This is a genomic window from Azospirillum endophyticum, assembly GCF_016595245.1.
Taxonomy (GTDB): domain Bacteria; phylum Pseudomonadota; class Alphaproteobacteria; order Azospirillales; family Azospirillaceae; genus Azospirillum; species Azospirillum endophyticum.
Window position 1 is genome coordinate 179,094 of the sequence record NZ_JAENHM010000084.1, and the last position, 20,474, is coordinate 199,567.

16 protein-coding genes are annotated in these 20,474 nt (G+C 68.7%); 3 read left to right on the plus strand and 13 right to left on the minus strand.

Annotated features, from left to right (window positions below):
- Positions 1–21 precede the first annotated feature (21 nt).
- Positions 22–384, minus strand: coding sequence for an HVO_A0114 family putative DNA-binding protein (locus tag JHL17_RS33570; protein ID WP_200198986.1), 363 nt, complete (start codon positions 382–384; stop codon positions 22–24).
- A 388-nt stretch (positions 385–772) separates the two neighbouring features.
- On the opposite strand from JHL17_RS33570, the gene JHL17_RS33575 reads away from it, so the two are divergent.
- From JHL17_RS33575 to JHL17_RS33585, 3 genes are all read left to right on the plus strand, one after another.
- On the plus strand, positions 773–2,488 hold the full coding sequence (locus JHL17_RS33575) for an OFA family MFS transporter (RefSeq protein WP_200198987.1): 1,716 nt from the start codon (positions 773–775) through the stop codon (positions 2,486–2,488).
- A 171-nt stretch (positions 2,489–2,659) separates the two neighbouring features.
- Complete coding sequence (locus tag JHL17_RS33580) at positions 2,660–4,108, plus strand: sigma-54-dependent transcriptional regulator (protein ID WP_200198988.1); 1,449 nt, start codon at positions 2,660–2,662, stop codon at positions 4,106–4,108.
- A complete protein-coding gene (locus tag JHL17_RS33585; protein WP_247894004.1) occupies positions 4,087–6,117 on the plus strand; it encodes a sensor histidine kinase in 2,031 nt (676 codons plus the stop codon). Before JHL17_RS33580 ends, JHL17_RS33585 begins: the two co-directional genes overlap by 22 nt.
- Before the next feature lie 337 nt (positions 6,118–6,454).
- On the opposite strand, the gene JHL17_RS33590 is transcribed toward JHL17_RS33585, so the two are convergent.
- The 12 genes from JHL17_RS33590 to JHL17_RS33645 all read right to left on the minus strand — a co-directional run bounded on the left by JHL17_RS33590 (position 6,455) and on the right by JHL17_RS33645 (position 19,872).
- Positions 6,455–7,624: an acetyl-CoA acetyltransferase gene (locus tag JHL17_RS33590; RefSeq protein WP_200198989.1), complete on the minus strand. Its 1,170-nt coding sequence runs from the start codon at positions 7,622–7,624 to the stop codon at positions 6,455–6,457.
- Positions 7,625–7,643: 19 nt separating this feature from the next.
- A complete protein-coding gene (locus JHL17_RS33595) occupies positions 7,644–9,161 on the minus strand; it encodes an AMP-binding protein (protein ID WP_200198990.1) in 1,518 nt (505 codons plus the stop codon).
- A gap of 69 nt (positions 9,162–9,230) precedes the next feature.
- Positions 9,231–9,563: a cupin domain-containing protein gene (locus JHL17_RS33600; RefSeq protein WP_200198991.1), complete on the minus strand. Its 333-nt coding sequence runs from the start codon at positions 9,561–9,563 to the stop codon at positions 9,231–9,233.
- Between the two features lie 29 nt (positions 9,564–9,592).
- Positions 9,593–10,468 carry a branched-chain amino acid ABC transporter permease gene (locus JHL17_RS33605; protein WP_200198992.1) on the minus strand — a complete coding sequence of 292 codons (876 nt, stop codon included), beginning with the start codon at positions 10,466–10,468 and terminating at the stop codon, positions 9,593–9,595.
- A gap of 15 nt (positions 10,469–10,483) precedes the next feature.
- The gene (locus JHL17_RS33610; RefSeq protein WP_200198993.1) at positions 10,484–11,239 is read right to left on the minus strand and encodes an ABC transporter ATP-binding protein; all 756 of its coding nucleotides are present in this window, start codon (positions 11,237–11,239) and stop codon (positions 10,484–10,486) included.
- On the minus strand, positions 11,236–12,279 hold the full coding sequence (locus JHL17_RS33615; protein ID WP_200198994.1) for a branched-chain amino acid ABC transporter permease: 1,044 nt from the start codon (positions 12,277–12,279) through the stop codon (positions 11,236–11,238). The genes JHL17_RS33610 and JHL17_RS33615 overlap by 4 nt, the downstream gene beginning before the upstream one ends.
- A complete protein-coding gene (locus JHL17_RS33620) occupies positions 12,248–13,036 on the minus strand; it encodes an ABC transporter ATP-binding protein (RefSeq protein ID WP_200198995.1) in 789 nt (262 codons plus the stop codon). The genes JHL17_RS33615 and JHL17_RS33620 overlap by 32 nt, the downstream gene beginning before the upstream one ends.
- Positions 13,033–14,154 carry an ABC transporter substrate-binding protein gene (locus JHL17_RS33625; protein WP_200198996.1) on the minus strand — a complete coding sequence of 374 codons (1,122 nt, stop codon included), beginning with the start codon at positions 14,152–14,154 and terminating at the stop codon, positions 13,033–13,035. The genes JHL17_RS33620 and JHL17_RS33625 overlap by 4 nt, the downstream gene beginning before the upstream one ends.
- A 179-nt stretch (positions 14,155–14,333) precedes the next feature.
- Entirely contained in the window at positions 14,334–15,878 is a 1,545-nt protein-coding gene (locus tag JHL17_RS33630; protein WP_200198997.1) for a hydantoinase B/oxoprolinase family protein, read from the minus strand.
- Positions 15,879–15,919: 41 nt separating this feature from the next.
- Positions 15,920–17,998: a hydantoinase/oxoprolinase family protein gene (locus JHL17_RS33635; RefSeq protein ID WP_200198998.1), complete on the minus strand. Its 2,079-nt coding sequence runs from the start codon at positions 17,996–17,998 to the stop codon at positions 15,920–15,922.
- Positions 17,995–18,978, minus strand: a complete 984-nt coding sequence (locus JHL17_RS33640) for an IclR family transcriptional regulator (RefSeq protein ID WP_200198999.1) — start codon at positions 18,976–18,978, stop codon at positions 17,995–17,997. The genes JHL17_RS33635 and JHL17_RS33640 overlap by 4 nt, the downstream gene beginning before the upstream one ends.
- Before the next feature lie 93 nt (positions 18,979–19,071).
- Positions 19,072–19,872 (minus strand): HpcH/HpaI aldolase family protein, encoded by an 801-nt coding sequence (locus tag JHL17_RS33645; protein WP_200199000.1) that lies wholly within the window; start codon positions 19,870–19,872, stop codon positions 19,072–19,074.
- Between the last annotated feature and the right edge of the window lie 602 nt (positions 19,873–20,474).

The window sequence follows — 20,474 nt, forward strand, 5'->3', positions numbered from 1 at the left end:
CCCACCTCGTCCGGACGAGGGTCAGGCGGCGAAGCGGATCGACAAGGCGATCTCGTCGACGGGTATCGTGAGGCGGCCGTCGGCACCACGCTCGATCAGCCCCAGTTCCCGGAGTGCGGTGACGTCCTGGTGGACACGCTTGACATCGCGCCCAAGATCCCGCGCAAGCGCCCGGATGCCCTCAGCCGGCGCCTGCCGAAGATGACGCAGCAACTCGTAACGCTTCGGCGTCAGGACAGCGCACAAGGCCTCCCAACTCGCGAAATAGAGCCGGTCGGTCGGAACGGCGGGGTGGCCGGTTTCGGCGGCCTTCCACGCGGCGGCGACCTCCGCGGCCGCCTGATCCAGTGCGTCGGCATCGACGCGGATGTCACGTTCGATCATGCTCGGTCCTCCATTGCCGGATGGCTGCGACGAAGTCGGCGAGAAGCCGGTCGATGCTGACGAACCGATAGGGGTATTCGGCGCCGTCCGAATGCCGATGGTCCTCCATGCCACGCGCGATCGTCGCCGGCCGACAGGCCTGCCGGCTCCCGCGGCACCATCTCCCATCCAGCCGCCTCATCCCCCAAACACATCGCCTGATGGACAATTTGTCCCTCCCGCATTTCCTCAGCGGCGACGAAATGGACATTCTGTCCAGCCGGCCTCGATCGACCCGTTGATCCGTATGGCCAACCGATCATGGCATCGCTTTTGCTGAAAGGCCCCCCGGCGCGGGACCGCCCCGGCGGTCCCGACACCCACGCATAAGAACGACGCCGGAGGAAGCATGTCCGTTCCCGCATATCCGCACCCGCATTTCCTAAGCCGTGAGCGCACGGTGGTCGGCATCGGCTTCAACCGGTGGTTGGTGCCGCCGGCGGCGCTGGCGATCCATCTCTGCATCGGCATGGCCTACGGCTTCTCGGTGTTCTGGCTGCCGCTGTCGCGCGCCGTCGGCATCACCGAACCGCTCGCCTGCCCGGCCGACATGGGCTTCGTCCAGTCCCTATTCGCCACCGGCTGCGACTGGCAGATCAGCATGCTCGGCTGGATGTACACGCTGTTCTTCGTGCTGCTGGGCTCGTCGGCCGCCATCTGGGGCGGCTGGCTGGAGCATGCCGGCCCGCGCAAGGCCGGTCTGGTTTCCGCCGCCTGCTGGTGCGGCGGGCTGGTGGTCTCGGCCGCCGGCGTCTACCTCCACCAGATCTGGATGCTGTGGCTGGGATCGGGCGTGATCGGCGGCATCGGGCTCGGGCTGGGCTACATCTCGCCGGTGTCGACCCTGATCAAATGGTTCCCCGACCGCCGCGGCATGGCGACCGGCATGGCGATCATGGGGTTCGGCGGCGGCGCCATGATCGGCGCGCCGCTGGCCGACCTGCTGATGAGGAGGTTCGCCTCGCCGACCTCGGTCGGCGTCTGGGAGACCTTCCTGGCGATGGCCGCCATCTATTTCGTCTTCATGGTGGCGGGCGCGCTGAGCTACCGCGTTCCGCGCGAAGGCTGGAAGCCGGCCGGCTGGACCGCGCCGGCCGCCGCAGCCAACCGCATGGTCACCCACCGCCACGTCCATCTCGACGTCGCCTGGAAGACGCCGCAGTTCTGGCTGATCTGGGGCGCCCTGTGCTTGAACGTGTCGGCCGGCATCGGCGTCATCGGCATGGCCTCTCCCATGTTGCAGGAGATGTTCGGCGGCCAGCTGATCGGCGTCGCCGCCGGCTTTTCCGAGCTGACCGCGGCACAGAAGGGCCAGATCGCGGCCATCGCCGCCGGCTTCACCGGGCTGCTCAGCCTGTGCAACATCGGCGGCCGCTTCGCCTGGGCCTCCTTCTCCGACCGCATCGGCCGCAAGATGACCTATGCGGTCTTCTTCGTCCTCGGCTTCGCCCTCTATGCCGCGGCGCCCTGGGCGGCCCATTCGGGCAGCGTGGCGCTGTTCGTGCTGTTCTTCTGCATCATCCTGTCGATGTACGGCGGCGGCTTCTCCACCGTTCCCGCCTATCTCGCCGACATGTTCGGCACCCACATGGTCGGCGCCATCCATGGCCGGCTGCTGACCGCCTGGGCGACCGCCGGCGTGCTGGGGCCGGTGTTGGTCAACTACCTGCGCGAATACCAGATCGCCGCCGGCATTCCCCGCTCCGCCGCCTACGACCAGACCATGTACATCCTGGCCGGCCTCCTGGTCGCCGGCTTCCTGTGCAACCTGCTGGTCCGCCCGGTCGCCGAACGCCACCACATGTCCGACGAGGAGGTCGCGCGCAAGCAGGGAACCAGCGCCGCCGCCGTCGCCCGCCGCGAAAGCGAGGTCCATGCCGATTTCGAGGACTTCGTCGAAGAGGGCAAGGACGGTGCCATGCCGCTGCCGCAGGCGGCCGGGAAGGTCGCCTCGCTGCGGACGACCCCGCCCGCCCTGGTGGCCTTCGCCTGGGCCGCGGTCGGCATCCCGCTGGCCTGGGGGGTATGGATCACCCTGCAGAAGGCGGTGGCACTGTTCCACTGACGGCTTCGCGTCGTCGGAGCGATCCGGCGACGCGACTGTTGCCGCGCGGCGGCGATCGACCCATGATCGTGGGGCCATGTTCGTGCGTCCACGATCATGGGCGCGCGGCACCGGACACCGGGTTCGGACCGGATCGCGGCAGCCCCCGGCCGGAACGGAAGACAGCTCTCCATGACCAACGCCCCGTCCCGTTCCACCCAGGACCCCGCGTCCGAACCGCCCGAACCGATCGCGGCGGACGGCGTGACCGAACGGGAACCGGGCCAGTCCTTCAGCCCCTGGATGGCGGAGGCGACCGTGCTGGTCGTCGACGACGAGCCGGGAATGCGCAATTTCCTGGTCCGCGCGCTGGCGCCGCGCTGCAAGCGGGTGGCCGAGGCGGAGGACACCGCGGCGGCGTCCCGGATGCTGGACGGCAGCCATTTCGACCTGATCGTCCTCGACAACATCATGGCCGGCCGTTCCGGTATCGACTGGCTTCAGCATCTCCGCAACACCGGCTTCTTCGGCGAGGTGATCCTGATCACCGCCTTCGCCGATCTCGATACCGCGATCCGGGCCTTGCGGGCCGGTGCCTCCGATTTCGTGCTGAAGCCGTTCCGGTCCAACCAGATCCTCAACGCCGTCGGCCGCGCGCTCGACCGCGCCCGGCTCCAGCGCGAGAACTTCGTCCTCAAGCGCCAGCTCACCGGGCATGCCAGTCTCCGGCAGGAGCCAGGGACGCTGGTCGGAACCTCCACCGGCATCCGCCAGGCCCGGGCGATCATCGACCGGGTGGCCCCCCTGCCGACGACGGTGCTGATCACCGGCGAATCCGGCACCGGCAAGGAGGTGACGGCGCGGGCACTCCACACCCGCTCGCCGCGGGCCGACAAGCCCTTCGTCCCGGTCAACTGCGCCGCGATCCCGCCGGAGATCATCGAAAGCGAGCTGTTCGGCCACCTGAAGGGCGCCTTCACCGGCGCCGCCTCCTCGCGGGAGGGGCTGTTCTTCTACGCCCAGGGCGGCACCCTGTTCCTGGACGAGATCGGCGAATTGGCGCCCGCCATGCAGTCGAAGCTGCTGCGTGTCATCGAGGACAAGCGGGTGCGCCCGGTGGGATCGGAACGCGAGGCGGCCGTGGACGTGCGGCTGATCGCCGCCACCAACGCCGACCTCGCCGCCGCCGTCGCGGCCGGCCGCTTCCGCCAGGATCTCTATTACCGGCTGAACGTGATGAGCATCCATCTGCCGCCGCTGCGCGACCGGGCGGAGGATGTCGAACCGCTGGCCCGGCTGTTCATGGCCGACATCTCGGCCGGGCTCGGCGTCGCGCCGCTCGATCTCACCCCGGGCGTGCTGGCCGACCTCCAGGCCTACGACTGGCCCGGCAACGCCCGCGAGCTGCGCAACGTCATCGAGCGCTCGCTGATCCTCGGCACCTTCCCCAGCGACGTGGTGACCGGCCGGGCGGACCCGCTGACGGCCCCGGATTCGGCACCGGCTTCGCTCGAAGCGGTGGAGAAGAGCCACATCCTGGCCGTGCTGGAGGCCGCCGCCGGCAACCGGGCGGAGGCGGCGCGGCGTCTCGGCGTCTCGCGCAAGACGCTGGACCGCAAATGCGCGGCCTGGAACGTCTGACCGGCATGTCCGGCACCGTACCCCAGCCCCCCGCCTCGAAGGGGCCGTCGGTCCGTTTCCGCCTGCTCGCCATCGCCCTGATGCCGACGGCCATCGTGCTGCCGGCGCTGCTGGTCTTCGTCGCCATCTGGTGGTCGACCCAGTTCGACCGGCTGCTGACCATCAAGGTCAACGGCGACCTGACCATCGCCCGCCAGTATCTCGACCGGCTGATGGAGAGTAGCGGCGAGTCGCTGCACGCGCTGGGCGATAGCGCCGGTTTCGAACGGATGCTCGCCGGCGGGAACGACGGCGAGATCGCGGCCTTCCTGGAATCCCGGCGCAACGGCCTGTCGCTCGATTTCCTCCGGCTGGTGACGCCGCAGGAGCCGGGTACAGCGGGGATCGCCGCGGAGGCCGCCGCCGAATGGCCGGTGATCCGCTCAGCCCTGGCCGGCCGCGCCACCACCGCCATCGACGTGATGAACGGAGAGCAGCTCGCGCGGCTGGCCCCCGACGCGGCGGAGCGCGCCCGCATCGAACTGGTGCCGACCCCGGCGGCGGTGCCGACCGACCGGACCATCGAGACCCGCGGCATGGTCATCCAGTCGGCCACCCCGGTCCGGCTGCCGGACGGCCGCACGGGTGCGCTGGTCGGCGGCAGGCTGCTGAACCAGAACCTCGACTTCATCGACACCATCAACGACCTCGTCTACAAGCCGGCCACCCTGCCCGACGGCAGCCAGGGCACCGCGACGCTGTTCCTGGACGACGTGCGCATCAGCACCAACGTGCGCCTGTTCGCCGGAAAACGGGCGCTGGGCACGCGGGTTTCGGCGGCGGTCCGCCGCGCGGTGCTGGACGACGGCCAAGTCTGGCGGGACAGCGCCTTCGTGGTCAACGACTGGTACATCTCCGCCTACGAACCGATCGTCGACAGCCACAACCGGCGGGTCGGCATGCTTTATGTCGGCTTTCTCCAGGCTCCCTTCCAGGCGATCAAATACGCGGCGCTGGTCGCCGTGCTGGCGGCCTTCACCATCGCGGCGTTGGTGACGGTTCCGATCTTCCTGCGCTGGGTCCGCGGCATCTTCCGGCCGCTGGAGCAGATGGACCGCACCATCGCTGCGGTGGAGGGCGGCAACCTCGGCGCCCGCACCGGACCGGTGGAGCGCTCCGACGAGATCGGGCGGGTCGCCCGCCATCTCGACGTCCTGCTGGACCGGCTGGAGGAGCGCGACCGCGAGCTGCGCCTGTGGGCGGAGGAGCTGGATCGCCGGGTGAGCGAGCGGACACGGGAGCTGGAAGCCGCGAACATCCGGCTGAAGCAGGCCCAGCAGCGCCTGGTGATGTCGGAAAAGCTGGCGGCCATCGGCGAGATCACCGCCGGCATCGCCCACGAGATCAACAACCCGATCGCCGTCATCCAGGGCAACCTGGACATTGCCCGCGAGACGATCGGCCCGGCGGCCGATGCCGTCGCCACCGAATTCCGGCTGATCGACCAGCAGGTCCACCGCATCATGCTGCTGGTGAACAAGCTCCTGCAATTCGCCAAGCCGGCGGAATTCGCCGAAACCGCGGAACCGGCCGGCCCGGCGGAGGTCATCGCCGACAGCCTGCTGCTGGTCCGGCATCTGGTCAACCGCGCGTCCGTCGCCGTCCTCCGCAGCGACCGCGCCACCGGCCGGGTACGAATGAATCGCACCGACCTGCAGCAGGTGTTGATCAACCTGTTCGTCAACGCCATCCACGCCATGCCCGACGGCGGCACCCTGTCCATCCGCAGCACCGACCGCGAGGTCGACGGCATGCCGGCCGTGGCGATCGAGGTGGAGGACACCGGCATCGGCATCCCGCCCGAACATAAGGACCGCGTCTTCGACGCCTTCTTCACCACCAAGCCGCAGCACGGCACCGGGCTCGGCCTGTCGATCAGCTACACACTCGTCGACCGCGCGGGCGGCACGCTGACGGTCGACAGCAGCGCCGGAGCCGGAGCCCGCTTCACCATCCTGCTGCCGGCCTGAAAGGCGGGCTTCGTGCCGAGCGGTTGCGGGGTCGGCCGGACCGGCAAGATCGTGGCGCCGGAGCCGTAGATCGGATCGCGTAAAATCGGAATCGATTTGAAGCGTGAAGCCGATCGTCAATCAAAGCCTACAGCATCGTGCGTTTCAAATTAAACGCACGATGCTGTAGATCGCCGACGGCATCTCGGGCGCCATCCGGCCGGCATGAAGGATGAGAAAGTGCCGATCTTCCAGGTCGCCGATTACGACCTCGCCGCCGACCTGCTGAAGGCCGTACCGGGGTGCGGCAGGCACTGTGATCACAGCACGGCCGCTTGATGCCAAGGGTGGCCGGATGTCAGCGGATGCGCTCCAGCACGCTGGCATAGTTGGCGACCGCCGTGCCGCCCATGTTGAAGACGCCGCCCAATGCCGCGTCCCGCACCTGGATCGGCGCTGGCATCTCGCCGCACAGCTGCATGGCCGACAGCACATGCATCGACACCCCGGTCGCGCCGATGGGGTGGCCTTTCGCCTTCAGACCGCCCGACGCGTTCACCGGCAGCCGGCCGCCGATCTCAGTCCAACCCTCCTCGATCGCCTGGACGCCGCGGCCCTCCGGCGTCAGGCCCATCGCCTCGTACTCCATCAGCTCGGCGATGGTGAAGCAATCGTGCGTCTCGACGAAGGACAGGTCGGACAGGCCGATGCCGGCAGCTGACAGCGCCGCGTTCCAGGCCCGTGCGCAGCCTTCCATCTTCAGGATGTCGCGCCTGGCCAGCGGCAGAAAATCCTGCACATGGGCGGTGCCGCGGAACAGCACCGCACGCCGCAGGCGCAGCGCCGTCTCGACGTCGGCCAGCACCAGGGCGGCGGCACCGTCGGACACCAGCGAACAGTCGGTCCGCTTCAGCGGTCCGGCGACGACGGGGTTCTTCTCGCTCTCCCGCCGGCAGAACTCGTAACCCAAATCCTTGCGCATCTGCGCCAGCGGGTTGCTGGCGCCGTTGCGGTGGTTCTTGGCGGCGATCCGGGCCAGCGCGTCCGACTGGTCGCCGTATTTCTGGAAATAGGCTCCGGCGATCTGGCCGAAGACGCCGGCGAAGCCCGCCTCGATCCCGCCTTCCTCCCGAAGATAGGACGCCCGCAACAGGTTTCGCCCGACATCGGGGGCTGGGACGCCGGTCATATGCTCGGCCCCCACCACCAGCACGATGCGCGCCTTGCCGGCCTCGATCGCGCGGATGCCCTGGTGGATGGCGGCGGAGCCGGTGGCGCAGGCATTCTCCACCCGCGTCGCCGGGGTGAAGCGGAACGCGTCGTCGGCCTGCAGCACCAGGGACGCGGTGAAATCCTGCTCCGAGAACCCGGCGTTGAAATGGCCGAGGACGATCTCGTCCACCTCGGCCGCCCCGATGCCGGCATGTTCGAGCGCTCCGCGCGCCACCGTCACGATCAGGCTTTCCAGGCTTTCGGTCTCGTGTCGGGCGAAGGGCGTGTGCGCCCAACCGACGATGGCGGTTGCCATGGGCCTCTCCATTGCTGTCCTACGCACCGGCAACCAGACGCTCGCGCAGTTCGCGCTTCAGCACCTTGCCATAGTTGTTCTTGGGCAGCCCGTCGACGAACAGGTAGCGCTTGGGCCGCTTGAAGCGGGCGATGTTGGCGTTGCAGTGATCGTCGAGGCTAGCGGGGGAAGTGTCGCGGCCGGCTTCGGCGACGATGAAGGCGACGACGATCTCGCCCCATTCCGGGTCGGGCTGGCCGGTGACGCAGACCTCGGCGACGTCCGGGTGGCGCAGCAGGACCTCCTCCACCTCACGCGGGTAGACGTTGGTGCCGCCGCTGATGATCACGTCCTTCGACCGGTCGCGCAGCGTCAGGTAGCCGCGGGCATCGAAGGAGCCCATGTCCCCGGTGAACAGCCAGCCGCCGCGCAGCACGTCGGCCGTCGCCCCGGCATTGTTCCAATAGCCCGCCATCACCACGTCGCCGCGGCAGACGATCTCCCCCACCTCGCCCTGAGGCAACGGCCGGCCGCCGGCATCCACCACCGCCACCTCGACCCCGCTGCGGGCGAAGCCGACCGAGCCCAGCACCGCCTCGTCGTCGGCATGATCGCGCCGGCGCAGGCAGGTGATGGTCATCGGCGCCTCGCCCTGGCCGTAGATCTGGACGAAGACCGGCCCGAAGGCGGCGAGCGACCGGCGCAGCTCCTCGACATACATCGGGCCGCCGCCATAGACGACGCTGCGCAGGTTGGCCGGCCGGCGGCCGGTGCGCTCGGCCTCCAGCCGCAGCCTCTGGACCATGGTCGGAGCCAGGAAGGCGCCGCAACCAGGATGATGGTCGCAGAGGTCGAGGAATTCCGCCGGCTCGAAAGCGGACGATGCCGGAACCACCTGGCGGGCGCCACGGCCGACATAGGCCGCCATGTAGAGGCCGGAACCGTGCGACATCGGCGCCGCGTGCAGCAGGCTGCACTCCTCGTCCACCGTCTCGACGTCAGCGAGATGGGCGATGGTCATGGCCAGCAGGTTGCGGTGGGACAGCATCGCCCCCTTTGACCGCCCGGTGGTGCCGCTGGTGTAGAACAGCCAGCCCAACGCCTGCGGGTCGGGATCGATCGGGCCAGTCCACTCATCTCCCGCCGCCAGCGCGGCGTAATCGGCCCCGCCGATAACGATGCGGCGGCAGGATGCCGCCGGCGAGCCGACCAGCGTCTCCTCCAGCCCGCTGGCAAGCTTGGGCGAGACGAAGACGGTGGAGGCACCGGAATCCTCCAGGATCTGGACAAGTTCCCGGGCATGCAGCTTGGCGTTCACCGGCGTCGCCGCCATGCCGGCGGCCCAGACGCCGAAGAACAGCTCGACATATTCCGGCACATTCTCGGTGGCGATGGCGATCCGGTCGCCCGGTTCTCCGGCGGCGCGGAGCCCGGCGGCGAGGCGCAAGGCCCGCGAGCGCAAGCCCGCGAAGCTGTGGACCGCTTCGGTCCCGCGGAACACCGCCCCGCGGTCGGGATGGCGGGCCGCCGCCTGATCGAGAAGCGAGAAGAGATTCACCGGCACTGTTCCCCTGTTGGACTGGCCCCTTCAATCGGGCGGCGCATTCCGGCGCACCTTCCGCTGGGCTTACAAATATTCTGGCCGTTTCGGAGTGAAGATGTCCAGGTTCAGCACCGGCTCGTCGCCGACGACCTCGCCCCAATGCTCGGCGTTGGGCGGGATGGCAAGCAGGCCGTTGGGACCGACCAGATGCTCCTCGCCGCCGACGTGGAAGCGGATGGTGCCGGCAAGGATGAGGACGATCTGCTCGTGCACATGGCTGTGCGGGCGCGGCTCATGGCCGGGCATCAGGCGGTGCAGCGCCAGCGTGGCGCCCTCACCGGTGAAGACTTTGCGGTCGACGCCCGGCCGCACCGGGGTCCAGGGCAGCGCGTTCCAGTCGACGTTGGGAAGCGTCATGTCGGATGTCTCCAAATTCCGTGGGAGTGTCACTTGGCCGGGCCGAGGATGCCGGACGGGCGGACGAACAGGAAAAGCAGCAGGATCGACAGGGCGACGATGGTCTTCATCCCCGCCCCGAAGGCCAGGATGGCGCCGGCCTGCGTCACGCCCAGCATCAGCCCGCCGAGGAAGGCGCCGAAGGGCCGGCCGAAGCCGCCGATGATGGCGGCGATGAAGCCGGAGATGGCGAAGGGCACGCCGATGTCGAAGGCGGTGTACTGCGTCGGCGTCAGCATGATGCCGGCAACCGCGCCCAACCCGGCGCTGAGCGCGAAGGCCAGCGCCAGCATCGAATGGACCGGGATGCCCTGCAGGGCCGCCGCCTCGCGGTTGATGGCGCAGGCCCGCATCGCCTTGCCGGTGCGCGTGGTCTTGAAGAACAGCGCCAGCGCCGCCACGATGGCGAGCGAGCCGGCGACGATCCACAGCGACTGCATGTTGACGGCGATGCCGCGCAGCATGACCGGCGGCAGGTCGGTGAAGACCGGCAGGGTCTTGGGCTGGTCGTCGATCGCCAGGTAGGTCAGGCGCTCGATGACGATCTGGGCGGCCAGCGTCGCCAGGATCATCACGAACATCGGCGCATTGCGGTTCCACAGCGGGCGCACCACCAGCCGTTCGACCGCCACGCCGAGCAGTGCCACGATCAGCACCGCCAGCAGGATGGCGAGGCCGTAGGGCAGCTCGCCGCGCACCAGCAGCACGTGGGTGATCATGCCGCCCAGCATCACGAAGGCGCCCTGGGCGAAATTCACGATGCCGCTGGCGTTGTAGATCACGCAGAAGCCGATCCCGATCAGGCCGTAGACACAGCCGATGCCGAGGCCGCTGACCAGACTCTGGCCGATGAGCGTCGCGTCCATGGGTCTCCTCCCCGGTCAGCCGAGATAGGCGGCGATGACGGCCGGATCCTGGCGGATGCGGTCGGGCGCGCCCTGGGCGATCTTCTTGCCGAAATCGACCACCACCACGTCGTCGGCGGTGTTCATCACCAGATGCATGTCGTGCTCGATCAGGAGAACCGCCGTGCCCCCCTCCGCGATGCGACGGATCAGGGAGGACAGCCGCGCCGTCTCGTCGGCGTTCAGCCCGGCCGCCGGCTCGTCCAGCATCAGCAGCTTCGGTTCGGCGGCCAGCGCGCGGGCGACCTCCAGCAGCCGGCCCTGTCCATAGCTGAGGGCCGAGGCCGGAAGATCGGCGGCGGCGCCCAGCCCGACGAGGTCCAGCAGTTCGCGGGCGCGCCGCTCGATCGCCGCCTCCATCCCGCGGACCCGGCGCGGGCGCAGCAGGGCCGCCAGCAGCCCGCCCCGGCTGCGCAGATGGAAGCCGACCTTCACGTTCTCCACCGCGCTGAGGTCGGCGAACAGCTTCACCAGCTGGAAGGTGCGGATCAGGCCGCGCGCCGCCTTGGCTTCGGGCGCCTCCCGGGTGATGTCGGTGCCTTCGAACAGGATCCGGCCGGAACTGGGGGCGATGGCGCCGGAGATCAGGTTGAACAGGGTGGTCTTGCCGGCTCCGTTCGGTCCGATCACCGCGGTGACGCTGCGCGGCATCACCTGAAAACTGACCGCGTTCACCGCGACGAGGCCGCCGAAGCTGCGGGTGGCGTCGCGGACGTCCAGACAGGCGGTCATGGCGCCGTCCCCCCTTTCCCACGGTCGGAGGAAGGCTTCCGGTCGAGGGCGGCGAAGAGGCCCGCCAGTCCCCGCGGGGCGAAGATCAGCAGCAGGATCAGCGCGGTGCCGTAAGCCAGGTCCTGGTAGTCGCGGAAGGCGCGGAAGGTCTCCGGCAGGGCGCTGACGACCAGCGCACCGATCACCGGTCCCGCGACCGTGCCGATGCCGCCGACATACAGCATGGTGAAGGACAGGATCACCATGTGCAGGCTGAACACTTCCGGGCTGACATAGCCGACCACATGGACGAACAGCGAACCGGAAAAGGAGGCGAAGGAGGCGGCCAGCAGGAAGGAGACCAGCTTGTAGCGCGCGACGTCGATGCCGAGCGCACGGGCGGCATCCTCGCTGCCGGCAAGGCCGGCGAAGGCGCGGCCCAGGCGGGAGCTGCGGATGCGCGAAACGGCGAACACCGTGGCGGCGACGCAGAGGCTGAGCATGATCAGGATCGCGCGGTCGCCCGCCAGCTCATAGCCGGCGATGTCGATGGGCGGGATTCCGGAGATGCCGAGATAGCCCATCGTGACGCTTTCCCATTCCACCGCGATCTCATGCGCGATCAGCCCGATGGCGAGCGTCGCCATCGACAGGTAATGGCCCTTCAGGCGCAGGGTCGGATAGCCGATGGCGAAGGCCGCCGCCAGCGCGGCGGCGATGCCGGCGACCATGGCGGGGAGCCAGCCCCAGTCATACTGGGTCGTCAGGATCGCCGAGGCGTAGCCGCCGACCGCCGCGAAGGCGCTCTGGCCGAAGGAGACCTGGGCGGTCAGCCCCATGAAGATGTTCAAGCCCGACACGAAGATGGCATAGATCAGCGCGAAGCCGACGACGGTGGCCGGATAGCCGCCGGCGAACAGCGCGTAGCCGACGATGCAGGCGGCGACCAACCAGGGGGCCGCGGCGGCGAGCCGGTTGCGCGGCGCCGGCTGGGCCGGCACCGGGAAGACCCTGCGCAAATCCGGGCCCTTACGCGAAATAATATTGGGCGAGCTGGTCATGCGATTGGACCTCGCGGGGGTCGAGGACGGCGGCGAGCCGGCCGAGCGACAGCAGATAGGCGCGGTTCGCCAGCTTCAGCGCCGAGGGCGCGCGCTGTTCCACCAGCACCACGGGCAGGCCGGAGCGGTTGAGGACGCCCAGCGTCTCCAGGATCTCCTCGGTCACCCGCGGGGCGAGGCCGAGCGACGGTTCGTCGAGCAGCAGGATCTTCGGGTCGGCCATCAGGGCGCGGCCAATCGCCAGCATCTGCTGCTCGCCGCCGGACATCGATCCGGCGGTTTGGCCAAGCCGCTCCTTCAGGCGCGGAAACAGCTCGAAAACCCAGGACAGGCGGCGCTCCTGCGCCACCCGGCTCCGCCGTCCGCCGCCGAGGCTCCAGGCGCCGAGTTCGAGATTCTCGGCCACCGTCATCGGCCCGAAGATGCCGCGCCCTTCCGGCACCAGCACCACCCCCCTCGATGCCACCGCCGCCGGATTGCGGCGGGGCAGCACCGTGCCCTGGAAACTGACTTCGCCACCGGTGGCGACCAGCCCGAGGATGGCCCGCAGCAGGGTGGACTTCCCCGCCCCGTTGGGGCCGAGCACCGCCACCAGCTCGCCGGACCCAACCTCGAAATCGAGCGGCGCCAGCGCCTGGACTTGGCCGTAGCGGGCGCTGAGCCCTTTTGCCGCCAGGACCGGAGCGGCCGGACCGGATGCCGACGGACCGGGAACCGCAACGGGAGACACCGCGGGTGAGCGGAAGGCCGCCGTCATTGGACGATCTTCACCCGGTCGTCGGCGATGGTCGCCAGGACGAAGGGGTTCGCGGTGATGCCCTGATGGTTTTCGGGCGTGAAGTTGTAGATGCCGGTGGTGCCCTGGAAGCCGGTGATCGTCTCGATCCGGTCACGCATGGACGGACCGGCGGCCGACTTGCCCGCCTCGATGGCGGCCACGGTCAGCATCACCCCATCCCAGCCGCGCGACGCCCAGTTGGGATCGCGATCGCCGTACTTGGCGCGCCACGGTTCGAGAAACTTGGAGATTTCCGTCCTGGTCGCGCTTTCCGGCAGCGCGTCGAACACCTGCGACGGCGAGGCGACGAACAGGAACCGGTCGCCCAGCACCTCGGACACCGGCTTGAAGACGGCCAGATCCTCCAGGCTGGTCATCAGCAGCATGGAGGAGCCCAGCTGCTTCATGTTCTTGGCGGCGGTCAAAGTGGTGCCGCCCAGCCCGATCTTGATGACCGCACCGGCACCGGCCGACTGGAGCTTGGTGAGCTGGACGCTGAGGTCGGCGTCATCCTGCTTGTAGGATTCGACGCCGGCCACCTCCAGCCCGTATTTGCCCGCGATCTTCTCGGCGACGGATTTCTGCAGCAGCGCATAGGGTGTCGGATCGTGCAGGACGCCGACCTTGCGGATCTGCGTCTTGTCGCGCAGGTACTCGAACCGCTTCTCCACCTCGAATCCGGCCGGCGGCAAGGTGGTGAAGGCCCATTTCACCTGGGAGGCCTGCTGCGGCAGGATGGAGCACAGCATCATCGGCTTCTCGGCCCGCGCCACCATGCCGGCGGCGGCGAAATTGCCGGCCGAAACGCAGCCACTGATGAAGACGTCGACCCCGTCGGAGGAGATCATCTTGCGATAGGCGGTCACCGCCTCCTGCGGTTCGGAGCGGTTGTCCTCGACCACCACCTCGACCTTCCGCCCCATCACGCCGCCCTTGGCGTTCAGGGCGTCGGCGGCGAGTTGCACCCCGTCGCGCCAGGCACGGTCGACGGTGGCGGCGTAGCCGGTCAGGCCGGCCGAGATTCCGATCTTCAGGACATCGGCGGCCTGGGCCGGCGCCGTGCCGAACAGCAGGGCCGCAGCCATCGCTGCAGTCATCGCAACCGTCCGCTGCGCGTTTCGCAAGGACATGCTCCTATCCTCCCGTGTTTGGTTCGCTTTTTTCTTGGAGCGCCGTTGCGGCGGTTGCCCCCTCTCCGAGCCTCCCCCCGCGCCCGGCCAACCGGCCAGTCCGAGCGCGGCGGAGGGTCAGGGAGGGGACGGAAGGATGCCGCCCCCTACGCCGCGCCGTAACCGCCGCCGCCGGGCGTTTCCAGCACCACCGCGTCCCCCGCCTTCATGCTGAGCTTGCGGGCCTGACTGACCGACTCGCCATTGACCAGGAAGCGGCCGGGCTGGCCGGGATCGCCGCCACCGAGACCTTCCGGCCCCATGTCGAGCCGGCTCGGCACCGCATTGAGCAGCCAGGGATCGCTGGTATTCATGTGGAAGGCGATGATCTGGCCGTCGCCGCCCGGCATGCGCCCCGCCCCGCCCGATCCGCGTCGCAGCTCCTTGCGGTCGAAGACGATCGGCATGGCGGCTTCCAGGATTTCCACCGGCACGGCGGCGACCCCGGTCGGATAGCAGGTTGCGCTGGGGCCGGGCTTGCCGGCGCGCGCGCCCATCCCGCCCGAATAGTTGAACATCGACGAGGTGAAGGGGCGCCCGTCGGCCTTGCGGCCCTCGATCTGGATGGTCCAGACCGCGCCTGAACCCTCGGCCAGCACCTTTTCGGGGAAGACCTGGTAGAGCGCCTTCAGGATCGGCATCGGCACATACATGCCGACGACATGGCGGGCGTTGACCGGCGCCGGGTAGCGGCAGTTGATGATCGATCCTTCCGGCGCCTTGACCTGGATGGGGGCGAGGCTGCCGGTGTTGTTGGGCAGCTCGTGGTTCAGGCAGCTGCGGATGGCGAAGGTGGCGTAGGCGTGGGTGTAGTTCAGGACGACGTTGATGCCGGTGGAGGTCTGCATCGAGCTGCCGGCGAAATCGACCGTGATCGTGCCGGTCTCCGTGTCGATGGTCAGCGCCGCCTTCAGCGTGATCTTCTCGCCGCCCGGCACGTCGAACACCGACTCACCGTGATAGGTGCCGGGACGGAGCCGGCGGATGGCGTCGCGGGTGCTCGTCTCCGAGCGGTCGATGATCTCGTCGGACAGCGCCTCGATGTCTTCCAACCCGTGGCGCTCGCACAGCGCGACCAGATGCTCGGCGGCGGCCTGCCCGCTCGAAACCTGGGCGGCGAGGTCGCCGAACACCGCGTCGGGGGTACGGACGTTGCGGCGGATCATCGCGTGCAGCACGGGGTTGGGCGTGCCCCGCTCATAGAGCTTCAGCGGCGGGATCCACAGCCCCTCCTCATGCACGTCGCGGGCGCCGGCGCCGATGCCGTAGCCGCCGATGTCGGTGTGGTGGATGGTCGAGCCGATATAGGCGATCAGCCTGTCGCCGCGGAAGATCGGCGTCAGGGTCGTGATGTCGAAGAAGTGGCCGGCCGATAGCCACGGGTCGTTGGTGATCAACACGTCCCCCGGCTCGCAGCGCCCAGCGAACTCCTTGACCAGATGGGCGCCGGCGAAGGCCAGCGAGTTGATGTGGCCGGGCGTTCCGGTGTTGGCCTGGGCGACCATGCGGCCGCGCTGGTCGAACAGCGCGCAGGCGAGGTCGCCGGCCTCGCGGACGATCGGGCTGAAGGCGATGCGCTGCAACGCCTTGGCGCGTTCCGTCACCACGCCGATCAGGTTGGACCAAAGGATTTCAAGTTCGACGCCGTCCATGTTCCGGCTCCTGTGATGGGGTGTGTTCGGGCGTGGGCGGGTCAAGCGTGGGCGGCGGGGGCCGCGGTGGCGACGATGCAGCCCATGGGGTCGATGGCGGCGATCCAGCCAGGGGGAATGGCCGTGGTGGTCTCGCGCTCCTCGATGATGGCCGGGCCGGCGACGGTCTGGCCGACGGCGAGGTCGCCGCGCTCGTAGACCGGAACCGCCTGCCCGTCCTGCCAGGCATGGACGGGGCGGGTTCCCTTGGGCTTGCCGGGCTCGCCGGCCATGCGGCCCGCGGAATGGAAGCGGATGGCCGGCCCCTGCACGGTGACGCGCCAGGTGACGATCTCGGCCGGGACGTGCGACGGGTTCATGCCGTAGAGCACGCGGTAGGTCTCGGCGAACTGGGCAACGCAGGCGTCGATGTCGCGCGCCTTGCGCGGGTCGCGGTCGAACATCACCGTGACCTCATTCTGTTGGCCGGTGTAGCGCATGTCGGCGCCGACCAGCACACGGACGTCGGCCGGGGCGCAGCCCGCCTCGGTCAGGGCGCCGCGTCCCTCCTTCTCCAGCTCGGCGAGGATGCGGTCCACCCGTTCCCAGTCGACGCCGTCCAGCCGCATCAGGTCGCTGCGCACGAGATCGAGCCGCAGCGGCGTCACCAGCGTGCCGAAGGCCGACAAGACGCTCGACTGCGGCGGCACGATGACCGACGAGCTTTGCAGCAGCTCCGCCACGCCGCAGGCATGCAGCGGACCGGCGCCGCCGAAGGCGAAGAGCGGCAGGCCGCGGTAGTCGACGCCGCGGTCGGTGGCGTGCGACCGGGCGGCCGACGCCATCGCCTCGGTCACCACGCGGTAGATGCCGCGCGCCGCCTGCACCGGCGTGCCGCCCAGCGCACCGGCCAGCTCGGCGAAGGCCGCCTCGGTCGCCGCCCGGTCCAGCCTCATCTCGCCGCCGAGGAAGTTGTCGGCATCGATCAGCCCGAGCATCAGGTCGGCGTCGGTGACGGTGGCGCTGCGCCCGCCGCGGCCGTAGCAGGCCGGACCAGGGTTGGAGCCGGCGCTCTCCGGCCCGACCTTCAGCAGGCCGAGACCATCGACATGGGCGATGCTGCCGCCGCCGGCCCCGATCTCGATCAAGTCGATGGAGGGAACCGTCACCGGCAGGCCGCTGCCCTCCTTGAAGCGGTATCGGCGGTCGACCTCGAACAGACCGGTCACCAGCGGGGTGCGGTTCTCGATCAGGCAGGCCTTCGCGGTGGTGCCGCCCATGTCGAAGGACATCAGCCGGTCGATGCCGAGAATCTCGGCATAATGGCAGGCGGCGAGCGCGCCCGCCGCCGGGCCGCTCTCGATCATCCGCACCGGGTTGCGCCCGGCGGTCTCGGCACCGACGACCCCGCCGGAGCTGAGCATGATCAGCGGCGTGTTGCCGAAGCCCTCGGTCCGCAGCCGGTCGCTGAGCCGGCGCAGATAGGGCTGCGAGATCGGCATGGTGTAGGCGTTCACCGTCGCGGTCGAAGCGCGCGGATATTCGCGGATCTGCGGCGCCACGTCGGACGAGGTGCAGATGAATACGCCGTTGAGCCGGCGCGCCAGTTCCGCGGCGACGGCGGCCTCGTTGGCCGGGTTGGCGAAGCTGTTGACGAAGCACACCGCCACAGCCTTCGCCCCGCTGTCGCGGATGCGCTCGGCGAGAGCCGCGATGTCATCCGCCGTCGGCTCGACCAGCACCGTGCCGTCGGCCAGCGTCCGTTCGCGGAAGCCGAAGGTCAGCTCGTCCGGCACCAGCGGCTCCGGGAACTCGATCTGCGGGTCGTACATGTCGTAGCGGTGCTCGTTGCGGATGGCGAGCACGTCGCGGAACCCCTCCGTCACCACCAGCGCCGTCGGCGGCCCCTTGCGCTCGATCAACGCGTTGGTGACCACGGTGGTGGCGTGGACGACGACGCCGTCGACATCGCCGGCCGCAACGCCGGCCTTCTTCAGGACCGACTGGACGCCGCCGAAGAAGCCCGACAGCAGATCCTCGTGAGTGGTCAAGGTCTTGTCGACGGTCAGCCGGCCGTCGGAATTGCGCAGCACGATGTCGGTGAAGGTGCCGCCGATATCGACGGCGAGTGAATAGCTCATCGGCTCGATCTCCAGCCGAGCCCGCGGGAGATGGCCTGCGCGGCGGCAAGCAGCTTCTCCAGTTGGACGGCATCAGGGGGGGAAGGGATGAATTGGGTGGCACCGACGATCGCGATCGAACCGGCGATCTGGTTGCGGTGGTCGAAGACGGGTGCCGCAAGGGCATTGACGGCGGTGATCATTTCGTCGGCGGCGACGGCCCAGCCTTGGCGGCGGACGACGTCCACCTCCTCTTGCAGGCGGCCGGCGTCGGCGATGGTGTGGGGTGTCCAGCGTTTCAGCGGCGCGGCTAGGGTCCGCCCGAGCAGGGCCGGCGCCCCGAAGGCCATCCAGACCTTGCCGTGGGCGCTGGCGTGCAGATCGAAGCGGGTTCCTGGCCGGGTGCCGAATTCGATGACCGAACGGCCCTGGATCAAGTCCAGAACCACGAGGTCGCCGTCGACCATCCGGCAGATGGTGACCGCCTGCCCGGTGGCGTCGCGCAGGCGCATCAGCTCCTCGCGGGCGGCGGACACCACGTCGAAGCGCGCACGCACCGCCTCGCCCAGCACCAGCAGCTTCACCCCGACCTCGTAACGCCCGGTATCTGGATCCTGGCTGACCAGGCCGTGGCGTTGCAGGGTTACGAGATGGCGATAGATCGTGGCTTTCGACGCCGAAAGCGCTTCGGCGATGTGGGCCAGGGACAGGGGCTGGCTTTCATGCGCCAGGAATTCCAGCGCACGAAGGGCGAGATCCAGCGTGCTGGTTCCCGCGGGCTCCTTCCCTTCTGCCTTCTGCCCCTCGATCGCGTGATCGACAGGCTTCCGGACTGCCTTTTGATCGACTGGCACCGCATCACTCCAGTGACGTTTCAAATATTGAAATGGCATTTCATTCATCGCGCCTGCCGATAGGCAAACGACGGCCTTGACCGGCAGTTTGCTGGTATTCTGCTGAGCTGCGTGGCTGATGTTTTGAATATTGAAATGCCGTTTCAATATATTTATATGATTGCGCCGATGGTTCGTGCTGTCAACGTTATATTTTCAATGGGGCGCCCCTTTCATGCGCGTCATCCATCCTGCCTTCCCTCACCCACCGGACGATTGCCTCACTCCGGCGAAATCGCCATGGATGCGGCTTGCCGCCTGACGCATCAGCCCCAGGTCGGAACCGATCATGAAGCCGGTCGCCCCCAGTTGGGCGAAGGACTCCGCTTCCTCGACGGTCGCCGCCATGATGCAGACCGGCAGGTCGGCCCTGGAGGCAGCCTCGATGATTTGCATGACCGCAGACCGCACCTCCGGCGCCTCTGGTGAAGCGGCGCCGAGGGCGACGGTAAGGTCGGCGCGGCCGATGAAAACCGCATCCAGCCCTTCGACGGCCATGATCGGATCCAGGACGTCGAGCGCCTCCGGGTCCTCGATCATCGCGATGACGGCGACGGCGGCATCCTGCGCCTCGACATGGGGCCACAGCGCCATCCCACCATAGCGACCGGCCCTCGGCGAATTGGAGAACCCTCTCCTTCCGCCCCGGTAGCGGCAGGCCGATACGGCGGCCGCGGCGGCTTCCGGCGAGGCGACATGGGGAACCAGCACGCCCGCCGCTCCGTCGTCGAGAGCCGCAAGGATTTGCGACGGGCTGGGTTCTGCAACACGGACGAGACCGGCAATTCCGGCGGCGCGTGCCGCCAGAAGCGCAACATCGATCGAACGGCGGTCGAACGGAGCATGTTCGGCATCGATCACGACAAAATCGAATCCGAGTTCGCCGAACACTTCGACAGTGTGGCTCGTCGGCGTCTTGATGAAGGTCCCCAGCAACGGCTTGCGGTCCTTCAAAAGCTGCCGGAAGGCACCCGCAGCCCGCACATGGTTCTTGCCTGACATTTTTCTGCATCCTCGTTCTGGAATATCGGGATTCCGGGGGAGTTCGGCTCGGATTGCCGGTGGTCTGCATTTCAGCCGGTTCGCCTGGACCAGCGGAAAACTCCTGTCCGACCGGAAAGAAGACGGGACTCACCATAAGGGTCACGTTGCCGCAGCCATGCTAAGGCATGGTATGACGGGAGAACAGACCATTTGTGGAGCGAACTAAAATGCGGGAAGCACACCCGGCGGAGCCTCGTGTATGCGACTACCGCCAAGGCCCGCTCCAGATCGGCCCTGGCGAGGGACAGCGGCGGGGACAGCGTCAGGCACGGTACCCTGCGAGATCTTCGGGCTGAGACCGGCGGCGAGCGCTGCGTAGAAGGCCACCTCCACCTGATCGGCGGCGCTGCGGCCTTCATGGTCGGCAAGTTCCCCCGATCAGCGGCCCGGCCCCACGGATGCCGGCGGTCTTCCGACGGGGCTCCCACAGCGCCCGCCCCTTCGCACCTGCCGTCCTGGAGAGAGGACGAAGGCCGGAACAGCGAAAAGCCCGTGCTCCTTAGAGTCCGACTCAGAATCGGTTAGGTTGTTGATGCTCGCGCGATTCGTCGCGAGAGTAG